The 21,127-nt window shown below is 52.5% G+C and carries 24 protein-coding genes and 1 other annotated feature; of the genes, 5 read left to right on the top strand and 19 right to left on the bottom strand.

Features of this window, described 5'->3' with window-relative positions; translation table 11 throughout:
* Positions 1–75: 75 nt before the first annotated feature.
* The gene (locus tag F3H12_RS08420) at positions 76–1,425 is read right to left on the bottom strand and encodes a GH1 family beta-glucosidase (RefSeq protein WP_243133238.1); all 1,350 of its coding nucleotides are present in this window, start codon (positions 1,423–1,425) and stop codon (positions 76–78) included.
* Positions 1,426–1,651: 226 nt separating this feature from the next.
* Complete coding sequence (locus tag F3H12_RS08415) at positions 1,652–2,353, bottom strand: SGNH/GDSL hydrolase family protein (protein ID WP_149678904.1); 702 nt, start codon at positions 2,351–2,353, stop codon at positions 1,652–1,654.
* 189 nt (positions 2,354–2,542) lie between these two features.
* Between F3H12_RS08415 and F3H12_RS08410 the strand changes: the two genes are divergently transcribed.
* The gene (locus F3H12_RS08410; RefSeq protein ID WP_149678903.1) at positions 2,543–3,202 is read left to right on the top strand and encodes a DUF1836 domain-containing protein; all 660 of its coding nucleotides are present in this window, start codon (positions 2,543–2,545) and stop codon (positions 3,200–3,202) included.
* Positions 3,203–3,226: 24 nt separating this feature from the next.
* Here F3H12_RS08410 and F3H12_RS08405 read toward each other — a convergent pair whose 3' ends face one another.
* The 5 genes from F3H12_RS08405 to cdd are packed head-to-tail and all read right to left on the bottom strand — an operon-like array spanning position 3,227 to position 6,900.
* The gene (locus tag F3H12_RS08405; protein ID WP_149678902.1) at positions 3,227–4,405 is read right to left on the bottom strand and encodes an RNA-binding domain-containing protein; all 1,179 of its coding nucleotides are present in this window, start codon (positions 4,403–4,405) and stop codon (positions 3,227–3,229) included.
* A gap of 49 nt (positions 4,406–4,454) precedes the next feature.
* Positions 4,455–4,736 carry a hypothetical protein gene (locus F3H12_RS08400; protein ID WP_149678901.1) on the bottom strand — a complete coding sequence of 94 codons (282 nt, stop codon included), beginning with the start codon at positions 4,734–4,736 and terminating at the stop codon, positions 4,455–4,457.
* A gap of 3 nt (positions 4,737–4,739) precedes the next feature.
* Positions 4,740–5,504, bottom strand: coding sequence for a DNA repair protein RecO (recO, locus tag F3H12_RS08395; RefSeq protein WP_149678900.1), 765 nt, complete (start codon positions 5,502–5,504; stop codon positions 4,740–4,742).
* 13 nt (positions 5,505–5,517) lie between these two features.
* A complete protein-coding gene (gene era, locus F3H12_RS08390; RefSeq protein WP_149678899.1) occupies positions 5,518–6,411 on the bottom strand; it encodes a GTPase Era in 894 nt (297 codons plus the stop codon).
* 42 nt (positions 6,412–6,453) lie between these two features.
* Positions 6,454–6,900, bottom strand: a complete 447-nt coding sequence (cdd, locus tag F3H12_RS08385; RefSeq protein WP_243133237.1) for a cytidine deaminase — start codon at positions 6,898–6,900, stop codon at positions 6,454–6,456.
* A 353-nt stretch (positions 6,901–7,253) separates the two neighbouring features.
* On the opposite strand from cdd, the gene F3H12_RS08380 reads away from it, so the two are divergent.
* Positions 7,254–7,421 (top strand): zinc-ribbon domain-containing protein, encoded by a 168-nt coding sequence (locus F3H12_RS08380; RefSeq protein WP_149678898.1) that lies wholly within the window; start codon positions 7,254–7,256, stop codon positions 7,419–7,421.
* Between the two features lie 103 nt (positions 7,422–7,524).
* Here the strand turns inward: F3H12_RS08380 and clpB are convergent, their stop codons facing one another.
* Both clpB and F3H12_RS08370 read right to left on the bottom strand, forming a co-directional pair.
* Positions 7,525–10,122, bottom strand: a complete 2,598-nt coding sequence (gene clpB, locus F3H12_RS08375) for an ATP-dependent chaperone ClpB (RefSeq protein WP_149678897.1) — start codon at positions 10,120–10,122, stop codon at positions 7,525–7,527.
* A gap of 105 nt (positions 10,123–10,227) precedes the next feature.
* Positions 10,228–11,181, bottom strand: a complete 954-nt coding sequence (locus tag F3H12_RS08370; RefSeq protein WP_149678896.1) for a DnaJ C-terminal domain-containing protein — start codon at positions 11,179–11,181, stop codon at positions 10,228–10,230.
* 278 nt (positions 11,182–11,459) lie between these two features.
* On the opposite strand from F3H12_RS08370, the gene F3H12_RS08365 reads away from it, so the two are divergent.
* The gene (locus tag F3H12_RS08365) at positions 11,460–12,740 is read left to right on the top strand and encodes a glucose-1-phosphate adenylyltransferase (RefSeq protein WP_149678895.1); all 1,281 of its coding nucleotides are present in this window, start codon (positions 11,460–11,462) and stop codon (positions 12,738–12,740) included.
* The gene (glgD, locus tag F3H12_RS08360; RefSeq protein ID WP_149678894.1) at positions 12,737–13,858 is read left to right on the top strand and encodes a glucose-1-phosphate adenylyltransferase subunit GlgD; all 1,122 of its coding nucleotides are present in this window, start codon (positions 12,737–12,739) and stop codon (positions 13,856–13,858) included. The genes F3H12_RS08365 and glgD overlap by 4 nt, the downstream gene beginning before the upstream one ends.
* Before the next feature lie 77 nt (positions 13,859–13,935).
* Here the strand turns inward: glgD and F3H12_RS08355 are convergent, their stop codons facing one another.
* From F3H12_RS08355 to der, 3 genes are read right to left on the bottom strand one after another with little or no spacing between them, the layout of a single operon-like run.
* The gene (locus F3H12_RS08355; protein WP_188118447.1) at positions 13,936–14,943 is read right to left on the bottom strand and encodes an NAD(P)H-dependent glycerol-3-phosphate dehydrogenase; all 1,008 of its coding nucleotides are present in this window, start codon (positions 14,941–14,943) and stop codon (positions 13,936–13,938) included.
* 60 nt (positions 14,944–15,003) lie between these two features.
* Entirely contained in the window at positions 15,004–15,627 is a 624-nt protein-coding gene (gene plsY, locus F3H12_RS08350; protein ID WP_149678892.1) for a glycerol-3-phosphate 1-O-acyltransferase PlsY, read from the bottom strand.
* Positions 15,624–16,949 (bottom strand): ribosome biogenesis GTPase Der, encoded by a 1,326-nt coding sequence (gene der, locus F3H12_RS08345; RefSeq protein WP_149678891.1) that lies wholly within the window; start codon positions 16,947–16,949, stop codon positions 15,624–15,626. Before der ends, plsY begins: the two co-directional genes overlap by 4 nt.
* Positions 16,950–17,065: 116 nt before the next feature.
* Between der and F3H12_RS13595 the strand changes: the two genes are divergently transcribed.
* Positions 17,066–17,188, top strand: a complete 123-nt coding sequence (locus tag F3H12_RS13595) for a hypothetical protein (RefSeq protein WP_279231993.1) — start codon at positions 17,066–17,068, stop codon at positions 17,186–17,188.
* Between the two features lie 261 nt (positions 17,189–17,449).
* Here F3H12_RS13595 and rplL read toward each other — a convergent pair whose 3' ends face one another.
* The 7 genes from rplL to rpmG form a co-directional block, all read right to left on the bottom strand.
* A complete protein-coding gene (gene rplL / locus F3H12_RS08340) occupies positions 17,450–17,830 on the bottom strand; it encodes a 50S ribosomal protein L7/L12 (RefSeq protein WP_149678890.1) in 381 nt (126 codons plus the stop codon).
* 59 nt (positions 17,831–17,889) lie between these two features.
* Positions 17,890–18,399, bottom strand: a complete 510-nt coding sequence (gene rplJ / locus F3H12_RS08335; protein ID WP_149678889.1) for a 50S ribosomal protein L10 — start codon at positions 18,397–18,399, stop codon at positions 17,890–17,892.
* A 68-nt stretch (positions 18,400–18,467) separates the two neighbouring features.
* Positions 18,468–18,610, bottom strand: a sequence feature (ribosomal protein L10 leader region).
* A gap of 20 nt (positions 18,611–18,630) precedes the next feature.
* On the bottom strand, positions 18,631–19,326 hold the full coding sequence (gene rplA / locus F3H12_RS08330) for a 50S ribosomal protein L1 (protein WP_149678888.1): 696 nt from the start codon (positions 19,324–19,326) through the stop codon (positions 18,631–18,633).
* Between the two features lie 69 nt (positions 19,327–19,395).
* Positions 19,396–19,821 (bottom strand): 50S ribosomal protein L11, encoded by a 426-nt coding sequence (gene rplK, locus F3H12_RS08325; protein WP_149678887.1) that lies wholly within the window; start codon positions 19,819–19,821, stop codon positions 19,396–19,398.
* Positions 19,822–19,971: 150 nt separating this feature from the next.
* Positions 19,972–20,490 carry a transcription termination/antitermination protein NusG gene (gene nusG, locus F3H12_RS08320; RefSeq protein WP_149678886.1) on the bottom strand — a complete coding sequence of 173 codons (519 nt, stop codon included), beginning with the start codon at positions 20,488–20,490 and terminating at the stop codon, positions 19,972–19,974.
* A 40-nt stretch (positions 20,491–20,530) separates the two neighbouring features.
* Positions 20,531–20,746: a preprotein translocase subunit SecE gene (secE, locus tag F3H12_RS08315; RefSeq protein ID WP_149678885.1), complete on the bottom strand. Its 216-nt coding sequence runs from the start codon at positions 20,744–20,746 to the stop codon at positions 20,531–20,533.
* A 20-nt stretch (positions 20,747–20,766) separates the two neighbouring features.
* Positions 20,767–20,916, bottom strand: a complete 150-nt coding sequence (rpmG, locus tag F3H12_RS08310; protein ID WP_149678884.1) for a 50S ribosomal protein L33 — start codon at positions 20,914–20,916, stop codon at positions 20,767–20,769.
* Positions 20,917–21,127 lie beyond the last annotated feature (211 nt).

Here is a 21,127-nt window from a genome sequence, read left to right as displayed (position 1 = left end):
CGGTACTCCAGGTTCTGCCGGCTTCGTCCCTCAAAACACAGGGACCATGGCGGCCTTAATGATTCTGCATCGGTATCAGTTGAGCCCATTCTCCTCAATGAACTTTTTAAGCCACTGGGCGCTCTTTTTCCATTTACGCTCCAGGGTGCCGTAGTCCACATGGAAAATGCCGAAGCGCTTGCTGTAGCCAAAGGCCCATTCGAAATTGTCTATCAGGGACCAGATATAGAAGCCTTCCAGCCTGATACCCTCGGCGATCGCCTGCCTGGCCGCCTCAAGATGGCCTTGCAGGAAGCGGATGCGATCCTCATCCTGGACCACGCCGTCCATGATGATCTCATCCTTGAAGGCAGCCCCGTTCTCGGTGATGACCATGCGGGGATCCTGGTAATCCTTATGTATCCTTCCGAGAAGATCCAGCAGCCCCTGGGGCCAGACTTCCCAGCCCATCTCGGTATATTCGGAGCCTTCCGGCTTGACCTCATTAAGCTGGAGGATGTCTGTGCTTTCGCTTCTCCGGATCACTTTTCTGAAATAATAGTTGATGCCCAGAAAGTCCACAGGGTTCCTTCCGATGAGCTCCATATCCCCCGACCGGATGTCGGGCGCATTGAACCGTTCCCGGTAGATGGCCAGCATGTCCTCCGGATAGGTGCCCTTCAGCACCGGATCCAGGAACCACCTGTTATGATAGCCGTCCGCGAACCGGGCCGCCCTTTCATCCTCCTCGGAGGGCGAAGCCGGGTACATGGGATAGAGATTGAGCGCTATGCCGATCTGTCCATCCCTTCCCGATTGCCGGAAAGCTTCAACGGCCTTTGCATGGGCCAGCATCAGATGGTGGGAGACCTGGACGGCCAATGCCGCATCCCGCATTCCCGGCGCGTGCCGTCCGATATAGTGGCCGGCAAAGGCTGAAACCCAGGGTTCGTTCAGGGTGTTCCATTTCTTCACCCGATCCCCGAGCGCATTGAAAACGGTATAGGCGTAATCGGCAAAATAGTCGGTCGTATCCCGGTTGCCCCAACCGCCCAGTTCCTGCAGGGCCTGGGGCAGATCCCAGTGGTAAAGGGTTATCATGGGCTCGATATCGTTCTCCAGAAGCGCATCAACCAGCCTGTTATAAAAATCAAGACCCGCCGTGCTGGGCTTGCCCCTGCCCTGGGGAAAGATGCGCGGCCAGGCCACCGACATGCGATATCCTTTAAGCCCCACTTCCTTCATCAGGGCTATATCTTCCGGATACCTGTGATAATGGTCGCAGGCGATATCCCCCGTATCCCCGTTGAGTATCCTGCCGGGCATGTGGGAAAAGATGTCCCAGATGGATGCTCCCCTTCCGCCTTCCAGGACGGCGCCTTCGATCTGATAGGAAGCAGTTGCGGTTCCGATGACGAAATCCTTTGGAAAACCATTGATGCCCACGCAAATCCCTCCCGTCATTTTCTGCTCTTCTGCCCGCGACCATAAAATATTGCTAATGCAGGCCAGACGGCAGTATGATGTGCTGTTTTCAAGAAAAAAATAGCACAAGCCTTTATGACAGTAAAGAGCATTCGGGATCTCCAGGTGAAGATAGAGATAGGCATCATAAGATTTCAATAATGTTCGCGTACCATCAATCGCCAGACAGACATGACCATACAAAGGTTTAAATAGCCATGTTTTTCATGAAATCGCTCATGACGGACTGGATAAGGGCATGACCGCGCTGGTTGGGATGGATGCCGTCCTCGCACAGGAACTGGGTGTAATCCTTCTGCATCAGGAAGGGCTGCCGGATGTCCATGAGATCGCATCCCAGGCTGCCGGCAAGGCTCATGATGCATAAGTTGTAGCATTCATGGTGACGGTAGATGCGATGCACGTCTCCCAGCCATCTGAGAATGTTCCCGGCGTTCAGGCCCCTTGTGATCCATTTGAAATACCTTTCCGGATCGATGGGCGGAAGGTTCACCAGCACCGGACGGATATTCCTTTTCCTGAGCATGCCGACCATATCGGTGATGCATTGCCTGAACCGTTCCAGCGGTGTATGACACTCGTGCTCCTTTTCCGGATCTTCTGACACCTCTTTCCAGTTGTAGTCGCAATCGTTTCCGCCAAATTCAATGATGGCGGCCTGGCAGTCGATACCCTTTTCCAGGGCACGAGCCATCATCTCCCTGGCTTTTGGGGCAGTCAGCCCGAAGTGAGAGTTGTTGCGGATATCCAGTCCCAGGTTTTTCAGGCCGTATACCGCGTTATCCTCCCTCAGCCGGGTATACCTGCCCCTGTCCTTGTCGTAGATGACCCCTTTCAGGACCGAGTCTCCCCAGATATCTATCTTTATCTTGCTGAGCGTTTCGATCATTATAATCACATCCCATGTTTTTGTTTATTATCTTATCTAGTTATTAATACTATGTTATATTATTGACCATATTAAGTCAATAATATTATTGACCACATTGTGGCATTTTATTAATCATGTTATAATTTTTTTGAGCTTTTTAAGACAAATGAGCCGAAACCAGACTTATTTTCATGAAAGGGGCTGCCTATGGAACCGGACGGTATCAGGAAGGAAATGGACACCTGGTTCTCTGATCTGAAAGACCACCGCACCCCCGACTGGGATGCGCTACCCGATTTGGATCTCTACATGGATCAGGTGATTACCTATCTGGAGCGCCAGCTGAGAATCTTTTCCCTGGATGGCGAAGACAGGCTTATCACATCCTCCATGATCAACAACTATGTAAAGCATAACTTAATGCCAAGACCCGTCCAGAAAAAATACTCACGGGAACATCTGGCCTATCTCATCGCCATTTCCGCGCTTAAGGAAGTGCTGCCCATCACCGATATTTCGAACATCATCAGGCATCAGACCGAAAGCACAGACATGGTGGAATTCTACAACCGGTTCCGCTCCATTCAGGACGATGTCCTGCGTGCAACAGCCCGGCGTGTCGAAGAAGAGTTCCTGAAAAATCACGAGGACACCGGCAGTGCCGCTGATGCCCTTGGCATGCTCGCTTTAAAGCTGGCCTACGAAGCCGGCGCCAACATCCTGGCAGCCAAAAGGCTCATCCGCATGCTGTGCTCCCCTGAGAAAACGCAGGGCAACCCGGAAAAGGATAAGGGCAGCGACAGGAAACCGGACAAAAAGAAAAAAACCGCCCTGGTTGAGAGCGGTTCTTCCAATAATCCCGAATGATGGTATCACCGGTTTTTACCGGTACTATTGTCGGTTCTCCTGCCTGTCAGGCTGATGTTCTCCGGCTTTTTCCCCGGAGACCCGCGGCAGGACCACCCGAAACGCATTGCTTCGGCCCAGGTTGACGAACTTGACCTTGCCGATGCCTTCAAAGGCACGCTTGATATTGCTGATTCCCAGCCCGTATTTCAGGAAACGCTTTTTCTCATCCACCAGGACAAGCCTCTGGTAGAGCCAGGGGTTTCTCCTGAGGGGAAAGTCGTCCTTGTTGTAGCCATATACCCGGTTGCCGCCGAAATAGGCACCGGGATTGGTTATCTCAATGCTCTTGGCGGACAGCTTGATGACAATGCCCCTGGAAGCGTCCAGGTAATCCCTGTGGACGAGGGCATTGGCGATGGCCTCTTCCACAGCGGCAAAGGGGTACTCCGCATCGTCCATCAGCTCCCGAATCCGTGCAGAAGCCCAGTCCAGAAGCCCGGGAATATTATCGGTCCGCATCTCCACATGCTGATCCAGAACGATCCGGATATGGCTGTGGGGCATATGGACAGGCATATCCCGCCCGAACAGCAAAAGGCCGCCGATGGTGGGGCAATATTCCCCGTTTCCCTTATCACCGATGAACCCGAAGGTTTCCATGAGGATCGCATTGGGCTTGTCGCCGGCGATCTGCAGTCCGGCAAAGAACCGCCTGATGCTTTCCATATCCAGCGCATCCATTCCCACATCATTCCGGATGACGGTTTCATAGCTGAGAAGCCCGTTTTCCTGGAGAATGGAGGCCAATTCCGCCCGCCGCAGGTAATCGGTGGTGGACCCCCTGCGGATGTAGAAACAGCCGTTCTGAATCACCTGGTGGGGTGCATGGCGGCTCTTGAAAATGGTGAGGACCGCCAGTTGCTTGCCCTCGTACGCCACGAAATCCACCTGGACGGGGACCGGCGGATCGGTTCGGTTATAGATGATCTGCTGGATCTGCTCTTCATGAAATTCCGATTTGTCGATGCCGAGGATGCGCTTGGTCTTATCCTCCACACCAAAGATGATGTGCCCTCTGCCGCCCTTGGAGTTGGCAATGGCGGTGACATCCTTCACAAGTTCCTTCCTGTCGCTTTCCGTGCTCAGCTTCAGACAGGCCTTGAAATCCAGTTTCTCGCCTTCTTCCCTGGAAAGCAGCTGCTTTAATTTTTGGACATCCACGGAACCACCATCGCCTCCATCCCTGACATGGGCCTTCCGGCCCCGGGTGTCAGATATAGGTTATCTCGTATGCCTTCCAGCTGGCATTCAGAAGATCGGACTGCATGAGAATATTGTAGGTATACTTCATTTTTACGTGTTCCAGCTGATCATCGGCCAGGCTGAACCTGATCTCCACCTCTTTGTCATTGAGCTTTCCGACTCCGATGTATTCGGCGCCGGGCTCCACATTGGCATACTGCAGGAATTCAGCAACAAACACACCCTCAGCCAGCTTTTTCCGGTTTCTTTCATACATGACCTCACCGGAACTGAACAGGTACTTTTTCAAGCATCATTCCCCCCCTAAATGATAGGATACCTGTCTAATCTCTTTCAGGTAATTCAGTTTCTCATACCTTTTATCAAATCTCTCCGCAATGTAGCGGTTCGAGATATCGGAAAACCGCTCAAGATTCTCTGAAGAAAGGTTAAAACTGAAGACACCCGCCTGATCGGAGCAAAGTACATGCAGTATGGCCTTGGCCGTGCCAATGGTCACAGGGAGCGCATCGCCGTCGTTTTTGGCACAAACCTCGCAGATGAAGCCGCATTTCTTAAAACTGAAGTATATGGTTTCAAGCTCTTTGGTGTGACAATTCGCACAGCTTGTCACGTGGGGCGGATAGCCGCAAACCTGCGCAAGCTTCATACTGAAGGCTGAGGATATCAGCATGGGCTCCCTGCCCTTGTTCAGCGCATTCAGTCCATGCAGAAGAAGATTCAGCACCCTGCCCGTGGTCTGGTCATCGGTGCATGCATCCGATGCCAGCTCCATCATATGGGCGGCATATGTAAATCTTTCCAGGTCATTGGCCAGGTCAAAAAAGGAAGTCAGGATATCGCACCCGTTCAGGCTGTAACTGTTGCGGCCCTTATACAGGATATACTGGCCATAGGTCAGGATCTGCGTCCCATAGGCCTGCCTGCCGTTTTTCCTCGCCCCCCTGGCCGAAACCGAAATTTTTCCGATGTCCTCTGTCATCAGGGTGATGATCTTGTCGGCATCGTCCACATAAACCTCTTTTATGACCAGGCCCTTCGTCCGGATAAGCGCCATGGCAGGCTCCTCTCTATGATTTATACCCAAGTTCGTTGAGCATATAATCACTATTGCGCCAGTCTTCCTTGACTTTGACCCAGAGCTTGAGCACAACCTTCATGCCGAACAGCCGTTCAATATCCTCCCTGGCCCGGATACCAATCCTCTTCAGCATTTCGCCGCCCTTTCCGATGATGATGGCCTTATGGGAGGCTTTTTCACAGTAGATATTGGCATCGATGCCCAGGATATTCCTCTCCTCGTTCTCATTGTAGCGCACCACTTCGATGCCAACCCCGTGAGGCACCTCGTCATCCAGAAGCTCCAGCATTTTCTCCCTGATAAGCTCCTGGACCAGAACCTTGGCAGGCTGATCGGTCAGCATGTCGTCGGGGTAGAGCTTTTCTCCTTCAGGAAGGTATTTCTTCAGAATACCGAACATCAGCTCCACCGTTCTGGGATCGGTTGCGCTGATGGGAACGATCTCCCTGAAATCATGGGCCTTGCTGTACATGTCAATCAAAGGCAGAAGACTGGACTTTTCAACCAGATCCACCTTGTTGATGGCCAGGATGACCGGTGTGTGGACTTTTTTCAGGGCAGCTATGATGGACTGGTCGCCGGGACCGATTTCATTCTCGGTGGCCTCCACCATGTACAGGACGATATCCACATCATCCAGGGTATCCATGGCCGCATTCATCATGAATTCGCCCAGCTTGTTCTTGGGCTTGTGGATGCCGGGGGTATCCACAAAGACCATCTGGAAATCTTCCCGTGTCACGACGGTCCGTATGTTGTGCCTGGTGGTTTGCGGCTTCCTGGAAATAATGGAGACCTTCTCGCCTGTCAGAAGATTCAGCAGCGTGGATTTCCCCACGTTAGGTCTTCCGATAATGGTGATAAAACCCGATTTGAATGCCATCGCTTTCCTCCCGCCCTTTTCCTAATCTGATCGAGGTTATCGTCAATCTGCATTTGGTTTGGATTTCAGAACAAACTGGTTTGGCAGAAGCTCCCGGAACGCGTACTCCGCATACTCACCGTTACGGTTGCTCAGATAGAGGGGCATGTCTTCCGAGCAGAATTCGCTCATTACCTGCCGGCAAATTCCGCAGGGCTGTGTGGGACCCTCGCTGTCACTGGAGACCGCCACGGCCAGGATCCTTCTGGCGCCGTCGGAAACAGCCTTGGCAATGGCCGTTCTCTCGGCGCAGATGGTTGCGCCAAACGAGGCATTCTCGATATTGCAGCCTGTATAAACCTTCCCGTTGTCTGCGAGGACGGCGGCACCCACATGGAACCCGGAATAGGGTACATAGGCATGCTGCTGCGCCCTGAGGGCCATATCCACCATTTCCCGGGCCGAAAGGCCTTCCATTATTCTGTCATTGTCCTGAGCGCCCTTGCTCATATCCATTCCCCCCGAACATGCTGATTCCCGGTCAGGAAATCCTGTCAACCGGTGACCGCTTTCACGCGATCTCATGACTGAAGCATTTCCATTTTACCATGTAATAGGATGCCAAGGTAGACTCTTTTTATGAGGGCTGCATCCTGCATCCCACACTTTTTACAAAAAATTTCAGTTCATACAGTACAAAAACCCCTTGTTTTTTTCCCAATGCGTGATATACTATATAAAGCCATTATGATTTTGGATTGTTACAAATCGAACTCTGCCCCAGTCCTCCTTTAAATATCGGATGAGGGTCCCAGTTTCGAGTTTTGTATCATCCGAAATAGTTTAAGGAGGTTTTGAAAGAGATGGCAGACAAGCAGCTGAAGTGCAAAGATTGCGGCGCAGAGTTCGTCTTTACAGAAGGTGAGCAGGCTTTTTACAAGGAAAAGGGCTTTGAAAACGAGCCCCAGAGATGTCCGGAATGCAGGAGGGCCAGAAAGGCTCAGAGAATGGCAAATCGCGACAGGTATTAATTTCCGGTAACGCTGTGATGACAAAGGAGAGTAGCAACTCTCCTTTTTTGCTGCCCTGAAAATGAAAAAAGCCGGCCGGCAAAAAATCCGGCCGGGCGTATCCTTATTCCTGCTTTCTTTTGATCACAATACCTGTTCCATCGGCATCGATGAGCGCCGTATCCCCTTCCGCGATTTCTCCGTTGATGATCATCCTGCCAAGCCCTGTTTCCACGATCTTCTGGATGTATCGCCTGATGGGGCGTGCGCCGTATACGGGCGACCAGCCTTCCTCCACCATCCGCTCCAAAGCCCGTTCCGTGGTCTCGATACGGATATGCCGATCTTCCAGGCGTTTGGAAAGGCTTTCCAGCACCAGACCGACAATGGCCCTGATCTCCTTTCTGGTGAGGGGTTTGAAGAGGACGATTTCATCGACGCGATTGAGGAATTCCGGCCTGAACCCCCTTCTCAGCAGGGACATCACCCTCTCCCTCACATCTTCGCTCAGTTCACCCTCTTCGTTGGCACCCTCCAGCAGGATATCGCTTCCGATGTTGGAGGTCATGATGATGACCGTGTTCTTGAAGTTTACCACACGCCCCTGGCTATCGGTGAGCCGTCCGTCATCCAGGATCTGGAGCAGAAGATTGAAGACATCGGGATGGGCCTTTTCAATCTCATCAAAGAGGATGACACTGTAGGGCTTTCTGCGCACGGCCTCGGTCAGCTGTCCGCCCTCCTCGTATCCCACATAACCGGGTGGTGCGCCTATGAGGCGTGCCACCGCATGCTTTTCCATATACTCGCTCATGTCTATTCGGACCATGTTGTCCTCGGAATCAAACAGTGCTTCCGACAAGGCTCTGGCCAGTTCGGTCTTGCCAACGCCCGTGGGCCCCAGGAATATGAAGGAACCGATGGGGCGTTTGACGTCCTTCAGTCCTGCCCTGGCGCGCAGTACCGCATCGGCGACGGCCTGGACCGCCTCATCCTGGCCTATCACCCGTTTGTGCAGGATCCTGTCCAGGTTGAGAAGCTTTTCCCTCTCTTCCTCCATCAGGCGTGTCACCGGGATGCCGGTCCACCTGGAGATGATTTCCGCTATCTCTTCCTCGGTGACCTCCTCCTTGAGCATGCGGCCCGCCAGTTCCTTCTGCTTCTGTTTCTCAGCCGCAAGCCGGGATTCCAGCTCGGGCAGCCTGCCATGCTTCAGAACGGCCAGCCGTTCAAGGTCATAATGCCGCTCTGCCTGCTCTATCTCCAGCCGTACCTGCTCGATTTGCTCCTTCAGTTCCTTTTCCCGCCGGATGTATTCCTTTTCCAGTTCCCACTGGGCCTTCATCCGGTTGGCCCGATCCTTGAGCCCGGCGATCTCGTCCTCGATGGAAGCAAGACGTTCCTGGGATCCCCTGTCGGTTTCCTTTTTCAGGGCCTGCGCCTCGATCTCCAACTGCATGATGCGCCGGCTGATCTCATCCAGTTCGGAAGGCATGCTGTCAATCTCGGTCCTCAGCATGGCGGCCGCCTCGTCCATCAGGTCAATGGCCTTGTCGGGAAGGAAGCGATCGGTGATATACCGGTTGGACAGGACCGCGCAGGCAATGATGGCATTGTCGGTTATCCTCACGCCATGGTGTATCTCAAAGCGCTCCTTTAAGCCCCTTAAGATGGATATGGTATCCTCCACCGTGGGCTGATCCACGAGCACGGTCTGGAAGCGCCGCTCCAGGGCGGCATCCTTCTCGATATACTTCCTGTATTCATCCAGAGTGGTGGCGCCTATGCAATGGAGCTCGCCCCTGGCCAGCATGGGCTTGAGGATATTGCCGGCATCCATGGCGCCTTCTGCCCTTCCGGCCCCAACAATATTGTGAATCTCATCGATGAATAGGATGATGCGGCCATCCGACTGCTCAATTTCCTGGAGAACCGCTTTCAGGCGTTCCTCGAACTCGCCACGGAACTTGGCGCCCGCAATCAGCGCACCCATGTCCAGCGCAAAGATGGTCTTGTTCTTGAGCCCATCGGGCACATCGCCCTTGAGAATGCGCTGGGCCAGGCCTTCCACAACTGCTGTTTTACCCACGCCGGGCTCTCCGATCAGAACCGGGTTGTTCTTGGTCCTTCGGGAAAGGATCCGGATGACGCGGCGGATCTCCGCATCACGGCCAATAACCGGGTCAAGTTTTCCCTTTCTGGCCAGCTCCACCAGGTCGCGCCCGTATTTCTCCAGGGCCTGGTAGCTCATCTCCGGGTTCTGGCTGGTCACGCGGCGGCCGCCCTTAATCCGGGCCAGAGCCTCTTCAAAGCGCTCCCGGTCAACGCCGTACTGCTGCATCAGCCCCTTGATGTAACCGTTCCTTTCCTGCATGAGCGCCAGAAAGATATGTTCCACACTGACATATTCGTCCTGCTGTTTTTTCGCTATGTCCTCGGCCGCAAGCAGGATCTGGTTGAACCGCCGGGTGGCATAGACATTGGAAGCTGCTGCGCCATATACCTTGGGTTGCCTTTCCAGTTCGCTCCTGATCCGTCCGCCCAGTTCCTGCGGGCTGATACCCAGTGACAGGAGGATTCTGGGTATCAGCCCGTCTTCCTGCTCAACCAGGGCAAGGGCCATATGTTCCGCGTCCACCTGCTGATGGTCCATGCGGATGGCAATCTGCTGGGACTCAACCACCGCCTGCTGCGCTTTTTCTGTAAATCGTTCAAGATTCATAAAACCACCTCAATTCCGATGCCTGTCCCCTAAAAAAGCAGGGAACCCCTTGTCTTTTTTCTCAGCCATCCTGCCATTCTGTAAAGCCAATCAGCCAATCTGCCCTCAGGATTCATCCCGCAGTTGCTCATACAGCCTCCGCTGTTTCGGAGTCAGCGTCGGCGGATTGACCAGGCGTACGGTCAGGTAGAGATCACCGCGTCCGCCTGCCGGCGTGTAATAACCTTTCCCGGGAATCCTGATCTTGCCGCCGCTCTGAATGCCTTCTGGCACGCGCACAAGGATCCTGCCGTCGGGCGTATCGACGGTCTGCTCGCCGCCAAGGGCCGCAATCCACGGCAGAACCGGCAAATCCATGATGAGGTCGTGGCCGCTCAGCTTCAGGCCATCCTCAGAAAAGCGGACAACCAGGTACAAATCACCGTTTGGCCCGCTGCCGATACCCTTTCCGCCGAGGCCTTGCAGGCGAATCTTCCCGCCTGGCTGGATGCCCCTGGGAATCTTTATGGCCAGCGTTTTCCGTCCATCGGGGGTATCGATGGCAATCCGGCGTTCGGCGCCCTTGAGCCCGTCGGTGACCGGTATGGTGACCTCAACTTCCCTGTCCTCCCCTTTTGCAGACCCATGGGTTCCGGCACGATAGGCTCTGAAGCCCGCAGCATCCCTGCCGAATCCATCCATCCCCAGGCCGCCGAAAAGATCATCGATGTTCAGGCCACCGGGACCGAAAAACAGGTTGAAGAAATCACTGAAACCGCGGCCATTGCCGCTTCTGAACTCATACCGCGTATTTCCGAAGCCGAATTGGGAAGGGTCAAAGTCAAAGCCGTTGGCAAAATTAAACCGGCTTCCCAACTGGTCGTATTTCTTCCGGTTTTCAGGGTTGCCAAGCACCTCATAGGCCTCATTGATCTGTTTGAACTTTTCCTCATACTCCTTATTGCCCGGATGGGCATCCGGATGGTATGCCTTGGCCAGTTTCCGGTATGCCTTCTTAATCTGTTCCTGCGTCGCATCCCTTGGAACGCCCAGAATCTCGTAGTAGTCGCGGTATTGCATCGACGCACCTCCTTGCGCCGGATTTAACTTTGACTTTCTTTGACTTTAAATTATTATAATGATAATCTCAGGAAATTTCAATATTTTTAATTAATTTGTCCGTTTCATCATATCATAATCTCGTTATGGTTTTTTATATCACGTTTATTGCCGCAGTGAGCCCCGCGGCCGCAGGCTTTTCAGGCCCGCTCCGCGCCCATCGCCGACAATCGTTCTGTTTTATTGTCAGAAGGATTGGTAAATATTAATCAATACATAAGCTGGGAGGAATATACGATATGGCCCGTAAAGAGATCATTGCGCTTATCCTGGCCGGCGGTCAGGGCAGTCGCCTGGGTGTCCTCACCCACAACATCGCAAAACCGGCCGTTCTATACGGAGGAAAATACAGGATCATCGACTTTACACTGAGCAACTGCATCAATTCCAATATCGATACCGTCGGCGTCCTCACCCAGTACCAACCCCTCAAGCTTCATTCCCATATCGGCATCGGAAAGCCCTGGGATCTGGACCGAATGAACGGTGGTTTGACCATTCTGACCCCCTATCAGCGTTTTGAAAAGGGCGAATGGTATTCCGGAACCGCCGATGCCGTACTCCAGAACATCAATTACGTGGAAGAGATTTCTCCAAAATACGTCCTCATCCTCTCGGGAGATCATATCTACAAAATGAACTATTCCGAAATGCTGGAATTCCATAAGAAGAAAAACGCCGATGCCACTATCTCGGTGATCGATGTTCCCTATGAAGAGGCCAGCCGCTATGGGATCATGAACATAACCGACAGCAACAAGATTTTCGAGTTTGAGGAAAAGCCCCAAAAACCTAAAAGCACGCTGGCTTCCATGGGCATCTATATCTTCAATTGGAGCATATTGAAGGAATACCTGATGCGGGACCATGAGGATCCTAACTCGGAACACGACTTTGGAAAAAACATCATTCCGGCCATGCTGAATGACGGAAAAAATCTATACGCCTACCAGTTCACCGGCTACTGGCGTGATGTGGGTACCATACAAGCCTTCTGGGAATCCAACATGAACCTTATCGATCGCATTCCCGAGTTCAACATGTACGATCCCTACTGGAAGATCTACACGCCCAACCCGGTATATCCGGCCCATTTCATCGGTGAGACCGGAAAGGTTACCAAATCCATCATTGCGGAAGGCTGCATGATATACGGTACTGTCCGCAACTCGGTGATATTCCCCGGCGTAACCGTCCAGGAAGGTGCCGTCATACAGGATTCCATCATCATGTCCGACGCATTCATCGGCCACAACGCGGAGATCAACTGCTCCATCATCGGTGAGGGCAGCGTTATCGGCAATCATGTACGCTGCGGTGTGGGCGAGTTTGCGGAAAATCTCTACAATCCCAAGGTCTACAACACGAACATCACCGTCATAGGCTCCAACACGGTCATACCCAACGGCACCACCATCGGCAGAAATGTGGTCATTGATAATTTTGTTATACCGCAGGATTTCACCACCAGCGAAATCCCTTCCGGCGGCTATCTGATGAAGGGAGGAAACGGCCAATGAAAAGAGCCATGGGCATTATCCTGACAGGCGGAAAAAACAACCGGCTGAAAGAACTGTCCGTAGAGCGTTCCATCGCAGCCATCCCCTTTGGCGGAAAATATCGGGCCATCGATTTCACCCTGTCCAACATGGTGAACTCCGGCATCGTCAATGTGGGCGTCCTGACCCAGTACAGCATCCGTTCCCTCATCGATCATCTGGGTTCGGGCAAGGAATGGGACCTGGACAGGAAAAATGAAGGTCTGAGGATCTTCCCCCCCTATCTCTCGGAGTTTGGAAACGGATGGTATAAGGGCAGCGCAGACGCTATTTATAATAACATGACCTTCCTGGAAAGAAGCGACGAGGAGTTTGTCGTGATCGCCAACGGCTACGCCATCTATAACATGGATTATACCCCCATGCTTGAGCAGCATGTGGACAAGGATGCGGACATCACCATCGCCTGCCGTGCCCTGGACGATCTGACCGAAAACGACAAGAAGACACTGGGGATCGTGGAGATTGACGAGGACAGCAGAATCGTGGATTTCAAGGAAAAGCCCCTGAATCCCACCGGCAGTCTCGGATCCATGGGCGTTTACATCATGAAGCGCAAGTTCCTGATCGAACTGATGCAGGACAGCGCCGCCAAGGGTTATACCGATCTGGTCATGGACATCATCATTCGCAGCATAGACAGCATGCGCATTTACGCCTACATCTTCAAGGGATACTGGAGACCCCTCAACAGCATCCAGCTCTATTACCGGGCCAATATGGACCTGCTGGATCCCAGGGTTCGCCGCGAGCTTTTGATGGACAGGCGTAAGATCTATACCAAGGTAAAGGATGAAGCGCCTGCCAAATACAACGAGGAGGCGGATGTCAAAAACTCCATCATCGCCGACGGCTGCATCATTGAAGGGAAAGTGGAAAACAGCGTTCTGAACAGGGGCGTCCGTGTCATGAAGGGCGTGCATATCAAAAACAGCATCCTCATGCAGGGCACCACCGTCGAGGAAGGCGCACAGCTCAATTACTGCATCCTGGATAAGGGAGTCACCATCACGGCCGGAAAAACCCTCATCGGCGACCAGGAATGGCCGCTGATTGTGGGAAAGAAGATCACAGTCTGAGAACCATAAAGAAAGAGCCGTTTCGGTTGAAACGGCTTTTTTCATGTTCTGCACCGATATCTGCTTTACATTTCCCGTTACCATCCGGTATCCTCGAATTCGTGCTTCTTTCTCCGGGTCATCAGGTCATAAACCGCTTTCCTGCAGTCCTTACCCTCAAACAGGATCCGATAGGCTTCCAGGCAGATGGGCATGCTGATCTGGTACCGATCCATCAAGCCTTTAACGGCTCTCGTGGCGGATATGCCCTCAACCACCATCTTGACGCTGGCCACGGCTTCCTCGGGGGTATACCCCTTGCCGATAAGATTTCCCGCTCTCCAGTTGCGGCTGTGGCGGCTGGTGCAGGTCACAATCAGGTCCCCAATGCCGGTCAGCCCGGAAAATGTCTTGGCATTGGCTCCCATGGCCGTTCCCAGGCGGGCGATCTCGGTGATACCCCGGGTCATCAGGGCAGCCTTGCTGTTGTCGCCGTAGCCCAGGCCATCGCTGATACCGGCGCACAGGGCAATGATGTTCTTCAATGCGGCTCCGATTTCAGCCCCTATGATGTCCGAGCTGGTGTACACCCTGAAACTGGGTGACATGAACAAGTCCTGGACCTTCATGGCTGCATCCTGATCCGGACAGGCTGCCACCACCGTGGTAGGAATACCGATGGCTACCTCTTCGGCATGGCTTGGCCCGTACAAGGCTACAACCCTTACCCCGGGCGCTTCCTCCAGCACAACCTGGCTCAGCCTTTTTCCGGACTCCTCCTCTATTCCCTTTGAACACAGAACCACGATATCATTGGGGGAAAGATACGGCGCCAAAAGCCTTGCATTTTCCCGGACAGTCTGGGACGGGAGCACAATAACCACGAAATCATGCCCCTCCAGGCAAGCTTTCAGATCGGACGTGAAGACCACCGTTTCCGGAACCTTGACCCCCGGAAGCTTTTCCTTATGCTCCCTCTCCCTGTTGAGCAGATCCACTTCCTCCTGGAAACGGGACCAGACGCGGACCTGATGCCCGTTGTTCGAAAGCAGAACGGAAAGGCTGGTTCCCCAGCTCCCGGCACCTATGATAGAAACCACTGACATATGCATCCATTCCTTTCATCAAGCTGTAATATCGCTTCTGTCGGCAGGCTTCCCGTGCCGTCATTCCCCTGACGGTTTATCCTTGAAACTCAGTTTCTTTTCATTACCCTCCAACAGGCGCCTGATATTGGAGGCATGCCTGATGATGATCAGCAATCCCAGGAGAACGCCGGTCAGAACGAGAAGGAGCGGTTCGCCCATGAGCCAGGCCACAAGCGGAAAGGCCGCGCCGCCGATGATGGATCCGAGGGAAACATACCTGGTTATGGCCACAATCACGATGAACGCCAGGAGGCAGATCAACGCTGCCAGGGGCGAAAACATCAGAACAACGGAAAAAGCCGTCATAACCCCCTTGCCTCCCTTGAAGCCGAAATACAGGGGCCAGTTATGCCCAATCACGGCCATAATGCCTGCGGCATATTCGCCCCCATACACCCCGGCGGCAGTCTCGCCGGGCAGCCACCGGCCAATCAGACAGGCCAGGATGCCCTTCAGGAGATCACCGACTACCACAATGGCGGCAGCTGTTTTCCCCAGCGTCCTTAAGGTATTGGTGGCGCCGGCGTTTCCGCTGCCGTATTGGCGTACATCCTTCTTATAGAACAGTTTTCCAACAACCAGAGAGGTATTGATGCTGCCCAGGAGATACCCTGCCACAGCAGAAAGCAAAATCCATATCATGTCTTGTCACCCTTCTCCCTGACGGTAAACCATATGGGCGTCCCTTCAAACCCGAAATTGCTCCTGAGGGTGTTTTTCAGGTACCTTTCATAGGAGTAATGCATCAATTCTGCGTCATTGACAAAAAGCACAAAGCTCGGAGGCCGTATACCGGTCTGTGTCATGTAATAGATCTTCAGCCTCTTGCCCTTGTCGGAGGGTGGCTGAACCATGGCGATGGCTTCGTTGAGCACATCGTTCAGGACACCGGTCTGAATTCTCAGGCTGGCCTGGTCGAATACATAATCTATCAGTTCGAACAGCCTGTGGACGCGCTGCCCCGTCTTCGCGGAAACAAAGACAATGGGCGCATAGTTCATGTATTCCAGGTCCTGGCCGACCTTTTTGCGGTATTCCTCCAGCGTTCCGGTCTGCTTCTCAACCAGATCCCACTTATTGACCACAATGATGGAGGCCTTGCCCTGTTCATGGGCATATCCTGCAATACGGGTATCCTGCTCGGTCACACCGTCCCGGGCATCCAGCATGATGAGGCAGACATCGGCCCGGTCCACGGCTGCCCATGAGCGAAGCACGCTGTATTTCTCGATTTCATCATCCACCCGGCTCTGCCGCCTGATGCCGGCAGTATCGATGAACACATAGCGCTTGCCGTTCACTTCAAAATGCGTATCAATGGCATCCCTCGTGGTGCCGGGGATGTCGCTGACAATCACCCGTTCTTCGCCCAGTATCCTGTTGATGATGGAGGATTTACCCACATTGGGCCTGCCGATGACAGCCACCTTGATGGCGTCCTCGTCCTCGCTCAGCTCCTCGGCACTGGGAAAATGCTCATAAACCGCATCAAGGAGCTCGCCAATCCCCAACCCGTGAATGGAAGAAATGGGATAGATCTCGCCCATACCCAGGTTGTAGAACTCATAGATATCCGCAGGCGGCTGGCCCGGATTGTCCACTTTATTGACAGCCAACAGAACCGGTTTATCCGCTTTTCTCAGGATATTGGCCACTTCCTCATCCAGGGCTGTCAGGCCAGTTTTCACGTCCACCAGCATGATGATCACATGGGCCATGTCAATGGCGATGTGGGCCTGCTGGATCATCTGCTGCTTGATATAGTCGTCGGTGTTGGGCTCAATGCCGCCGGTATCAATGATGGTAAACTTCCGGCCTCTCCATTCGCTTTCAGCATATATCCTGTCCCGCGTGACGCCGGGAGTATCATCGATGATGGATATCCTTCGTCCTGCCAGGTAATTAAAAAATGTCGACTTACCGACATTTGGCCTTCCGACGATGGCAACAATTGGTTTTGACAAGTTCCTTTACCTCCGTATCGCTTGTTGGTTTTCATGCAGTGTGGGCTTTGGGAACAGTTTCCGTCTCGCATATACATTCTACCCGCTTTTCGAAAAGATATCAAGGAAGAGGGAACATGGCAGAAGATTTTGCCCGGCGTATGAATGTAAATGCAGCACAGGTGCCGGGAACCCGTAAAAGCCGGCCGCTGTGCTGCACGGCTGCAAAACATCAGGCTATTCGAATGGGGGTTGGCTGAACTCACTGCGCTCAAACAGCGGCCGACCTTGTCCCATTCTCGCAGGATGTTTTGGCACCTAATCGCAATGCGCCTTAACTTTTACGGGCTCCCTTTCTGGTGTCCAAGCGAGTATCGGAGTGGGAAATAATCCCGTCGGCCGGGAACCCGCGAAGCCATCATTTGTGCTGCTTTGTGTCAATGAACCAGAAGGACCGCCCCTGGTACAACAAAACGAGCCGGCACCTGGCGGAGCCGGCTCGTTCAAAGCCTTCGTAATCCTTATTTGATTTCGACAACGGCGCCAACTTCCTTGAACTTGGCAGCGATAGACTCTGCCTCTTCCTTGGATACGCCTTCCTTGATGGTGCTGGGTACCTTTTCGGTAACATCCTTGGCTTCCTTCAGACCCAGGTTGGTGATCTCGCGAACAACCTTGATAACCTTGATCTTCTCGGGACCAGCATCCTTCAGGATAACATCGAATTCGGTCTTCTCCTCAGCGGGAGCAGCAGCGCCGCCAGCAGCAACAGGGCCGGCTGCTACAGCAACAGGTGCGGCAGATACGCCGAATTCCTCTTCAATAGCCTTAACAAGCTCCTTAAGCTCGAGAATGGACAGGGCTTTGATCTCTTCAATGAACTTTGTGATCTTTTCGCTCATCTTCATATCCTCCTATTCTTTGTTAAAATCGGTTTACCGATAAAGTGTTCTGCGACAGGTTATGCTTCCTGTGCCTGCTCCTGCTTTTCAGCAATAGCATTGAGAGCAATGGCAAGACCATAGAGCGAGCTCTGCAGGCTGCCAATAAGTCTTCCAAGCAGTTCTTCCCTGGACGGGGTCTTGGCCAGCTCTTCCACACCGGCAAGGTCGATGACTTTGCCTTCTACCATACCGGCCTTGATTTCCAGTTTCTCATAGTCTTTGGCAAACTGGACGAGCAGCTTGGAAGGAGCAACCGGATCGTTTTCGCTGATGGCAATGGCCGTAGGACCTTCCAAATACTTTGTCAGCTCGCTGTAGGGCGTATCTTTCACGGCAAAGCTGATGATGGAGTTCTTGTAGACCCTGTATTCAATACCTGCTTCACGCATGGCCTTTCTCAGCTTGGTGTCCTGCTCAACGGTAAGGCCTCTGTAATCAGCGAGCACAAAGGACTGGGCGTTGACGATCTTGCCGTTCAGCTTTTCCACCTCAGCCTTTTTCTGCTGCAGTATTTTTTCACTGGGCATTTGAGCACCTCCTTGATGAGAGAATTGGTTTTCCAACGGTTATCCAGGGCTCCAGCATGAAACTTTCATTTCACAACAAAAAACCCTTCCGCGATCCAAACCGTAGACTGCGAAAGGGCATACCAATACCACTTTTCTCTAACCTCGGCAGGATGATATACGTTACACCCCGAAGGGTTCCTGCTGTCTACGGTTAAGATCACAAACGTTATTCTATAGGATTTCAGCCAATCAGTCAAGCACTTTCTGCTGATTGATGCGGATACCAGGTCCCATGGTGGATGAGATGGTAACGCTCTTCAGGTACTGACCCTTGGCTGCAGCCGGCTTAGCCTTGATGATGGCTTCCATCAGCGTGCGGAAATTGTCACGCAGCTTTTCGGTGCCGAAGGACACCTTGCCGATGGGGCAGTGGATGATATTGGTCTTGTCGAGACGGTACTCGATCTTACCGGCCTTGATATCGGCAATGGCCTTGGCAATGTCCATGGTAACCGTTCCGGCCTTCGGGTTGGGCATGAGTCCCTTGGGACCGAGGACACGACCCAGACGTCCGACAACACCCATCATATCCGGGGTTGCCACAACCACATCAAAATCAAACCAGTTTTCATTCTGAATCTTGGCCACCAAATCTTCGGCACCTACATAGTCGGCACCGTTCTGTTCGGCCTCGGTAGCCTTTTCGCCTTTGGCGAACACCAGCACGCGCACGGTCTTACCTGTACCATGGGGAAGAACCACAGCGCCCCTTACCTGCTGGTCTGCGTGCCTGGAGTCAACGCCCAGCTTGACGTGTACTTCCACTGTTTCATCGAACTTTGCTCTTGCTGCCTTCTGAACCAGGTCAAATGCCTCGGTGGGTTCATACAGTTTGGTTCTATCGACAAGCTTGAGACTTTCCAGATACTTCTTGCCTCTCTTCATGATTATCACTCCTTTGTGGTCATTGAAAAATCGGGAATTGCTCCCTCCCACATCTTATGGGACAGCCTATCAGTCTTCGACTACAACGCCCATGCTCCTGGCTGTGCCCGCAATCATGCTTATAGCTGCTTCCAGGCTGCCCGCGTTCAGGTCAGGCATCTTCATCTCAGCAATCTTGCGAACCTCTTCCCTGGAGATCTTGGCCACCTTATCCCTGTTGGGTCTGGCGGAGCCGCTCTCGATCTTGCACGCCTTCTTGATCAGGACGGCAGCCGGAGGAGTCTTCGTAATGAATGAGAATGAACGATCTGCATAAACGGTGAGTACCACCGGAATTACCAACCCTGCATCCTTTGCGGTTCTCTCATTGAATTCCTTACAGAATTGCATGATATTAACGCCGTGTTGTCCGAGGGCTGGTCCAACCGGTGGAGCAGGTGTTGCCTTACCTGCGGGGAGCTGCAGCTTTACATAGCCCAAAACCTTTTTTGCCATTAATAATCCACCTCCCAGTGTATTTGCCTTTTTTCAGGCCTCTATTCAAGTGCTTAAGCGCACATGAAAGCAAAACATGCTTGTTCTGTCGAGAAAGCGCCTTCCAGGCGCCTCCGACAGCCCTATTCCTTGTGTGTGACGAATAACCTGCTACAGCTTCATAATCTGGACAAAATCGAGTTCAACAGGAGTTTCTCTGCCAAACATGGAGACCATGACACGTACCTTTTTCTTGTCCATGCTGATCTCCTCAACGGTACCAATAAAGCTTTCCAGGGGTCCGTCGATAACGCGGACGCTGTCACCAACTTCATAATCCACAACCGTCTCAACCTGTTCCACACCCATCATGCGGACCTCTTCATCTGACAGGGGAACAGGCTTGGATCCCGGACCTACAAAACCGGTCACGCCTCTGGTATTGCGTACTACATACCATGATTCGTCGGTCATGATCATCTTTACCAATACGTAGCCCGGAAAAACCTTCTTGAGGGTCGCCCGCTTCTTGCCGTCCTTGATCTCGATCTGCTCCTCCATGGGAACGACCACATCGAGGATATAATCCTGCATTTTCCGGTTTTCTACAATCTTCTCGATATTGGCCTTTACCTTGTTCTCGTATCCTGAGTAGGTATGGACCACATACCATTTTGCTTCATCTGCCATCAAAAAGCGGAGACAAAAAGCTCCTGCCCTCCTTCCGCTTTTACTTCCCGAATATGGCCTGGAACAAGAGGCCCAATCCGGCATCAGCGATCCAAACTACAACACCAACGACCAGGCATGCCGTAAAGACGATCAGAGTGTGATTAATCAGTTGCTGTCTTGTAGGCCAGATGACCTTTTTCATCTCTGTGCGAATTTCTTTGAAAAACCTGCTTATACGCTTGGTAAACGTGACTTTTTCCTTCTGATCGGTCATGGATAACAACTCCCAATTCGTTATTTGGTTTCCCTGTGCAGAGTGTGCTTACGGCAAAACCTGCAGTACTTGTTCAGTTCGATCCTGTCAGGGTCGTTCTTCTTGTTCTTCATGGTATCATAGTTTCTCTGCTTGCATTCTGTACAAGCCATGGTTATTCTGACTCTCATTTCTGGAACACCCCTATGCATTAACTATGTTATTTTTTTGCACAAAAAAAAAGCTGGCAAAGCAATATTGAGTCTAACATATCCAAAGCCTGATGTCAAGCGTTTCACGGAATATCTGTTGTTGTTCTGTGATATTGTCAGGGTGTAACTGATCCGAGAAAATGTCAGTATGAGCAAGGAGCAGATCACCTTGACAAAGAACGAACTGAAA

The sequence above is a fragment of the Thermoclostridium caenicola genome (assembly GCF_900142095.1).
GTDB classification, from domain to species: Bacteria; Bacillota; Clostridia; order DSM-8532; family DSM-8532; genus Thermoclostridium_A; species Thermoclostridium_A caenicola.
This window is presented reverse-complemented; position numbering and strand designations above follow the sequence as displayed.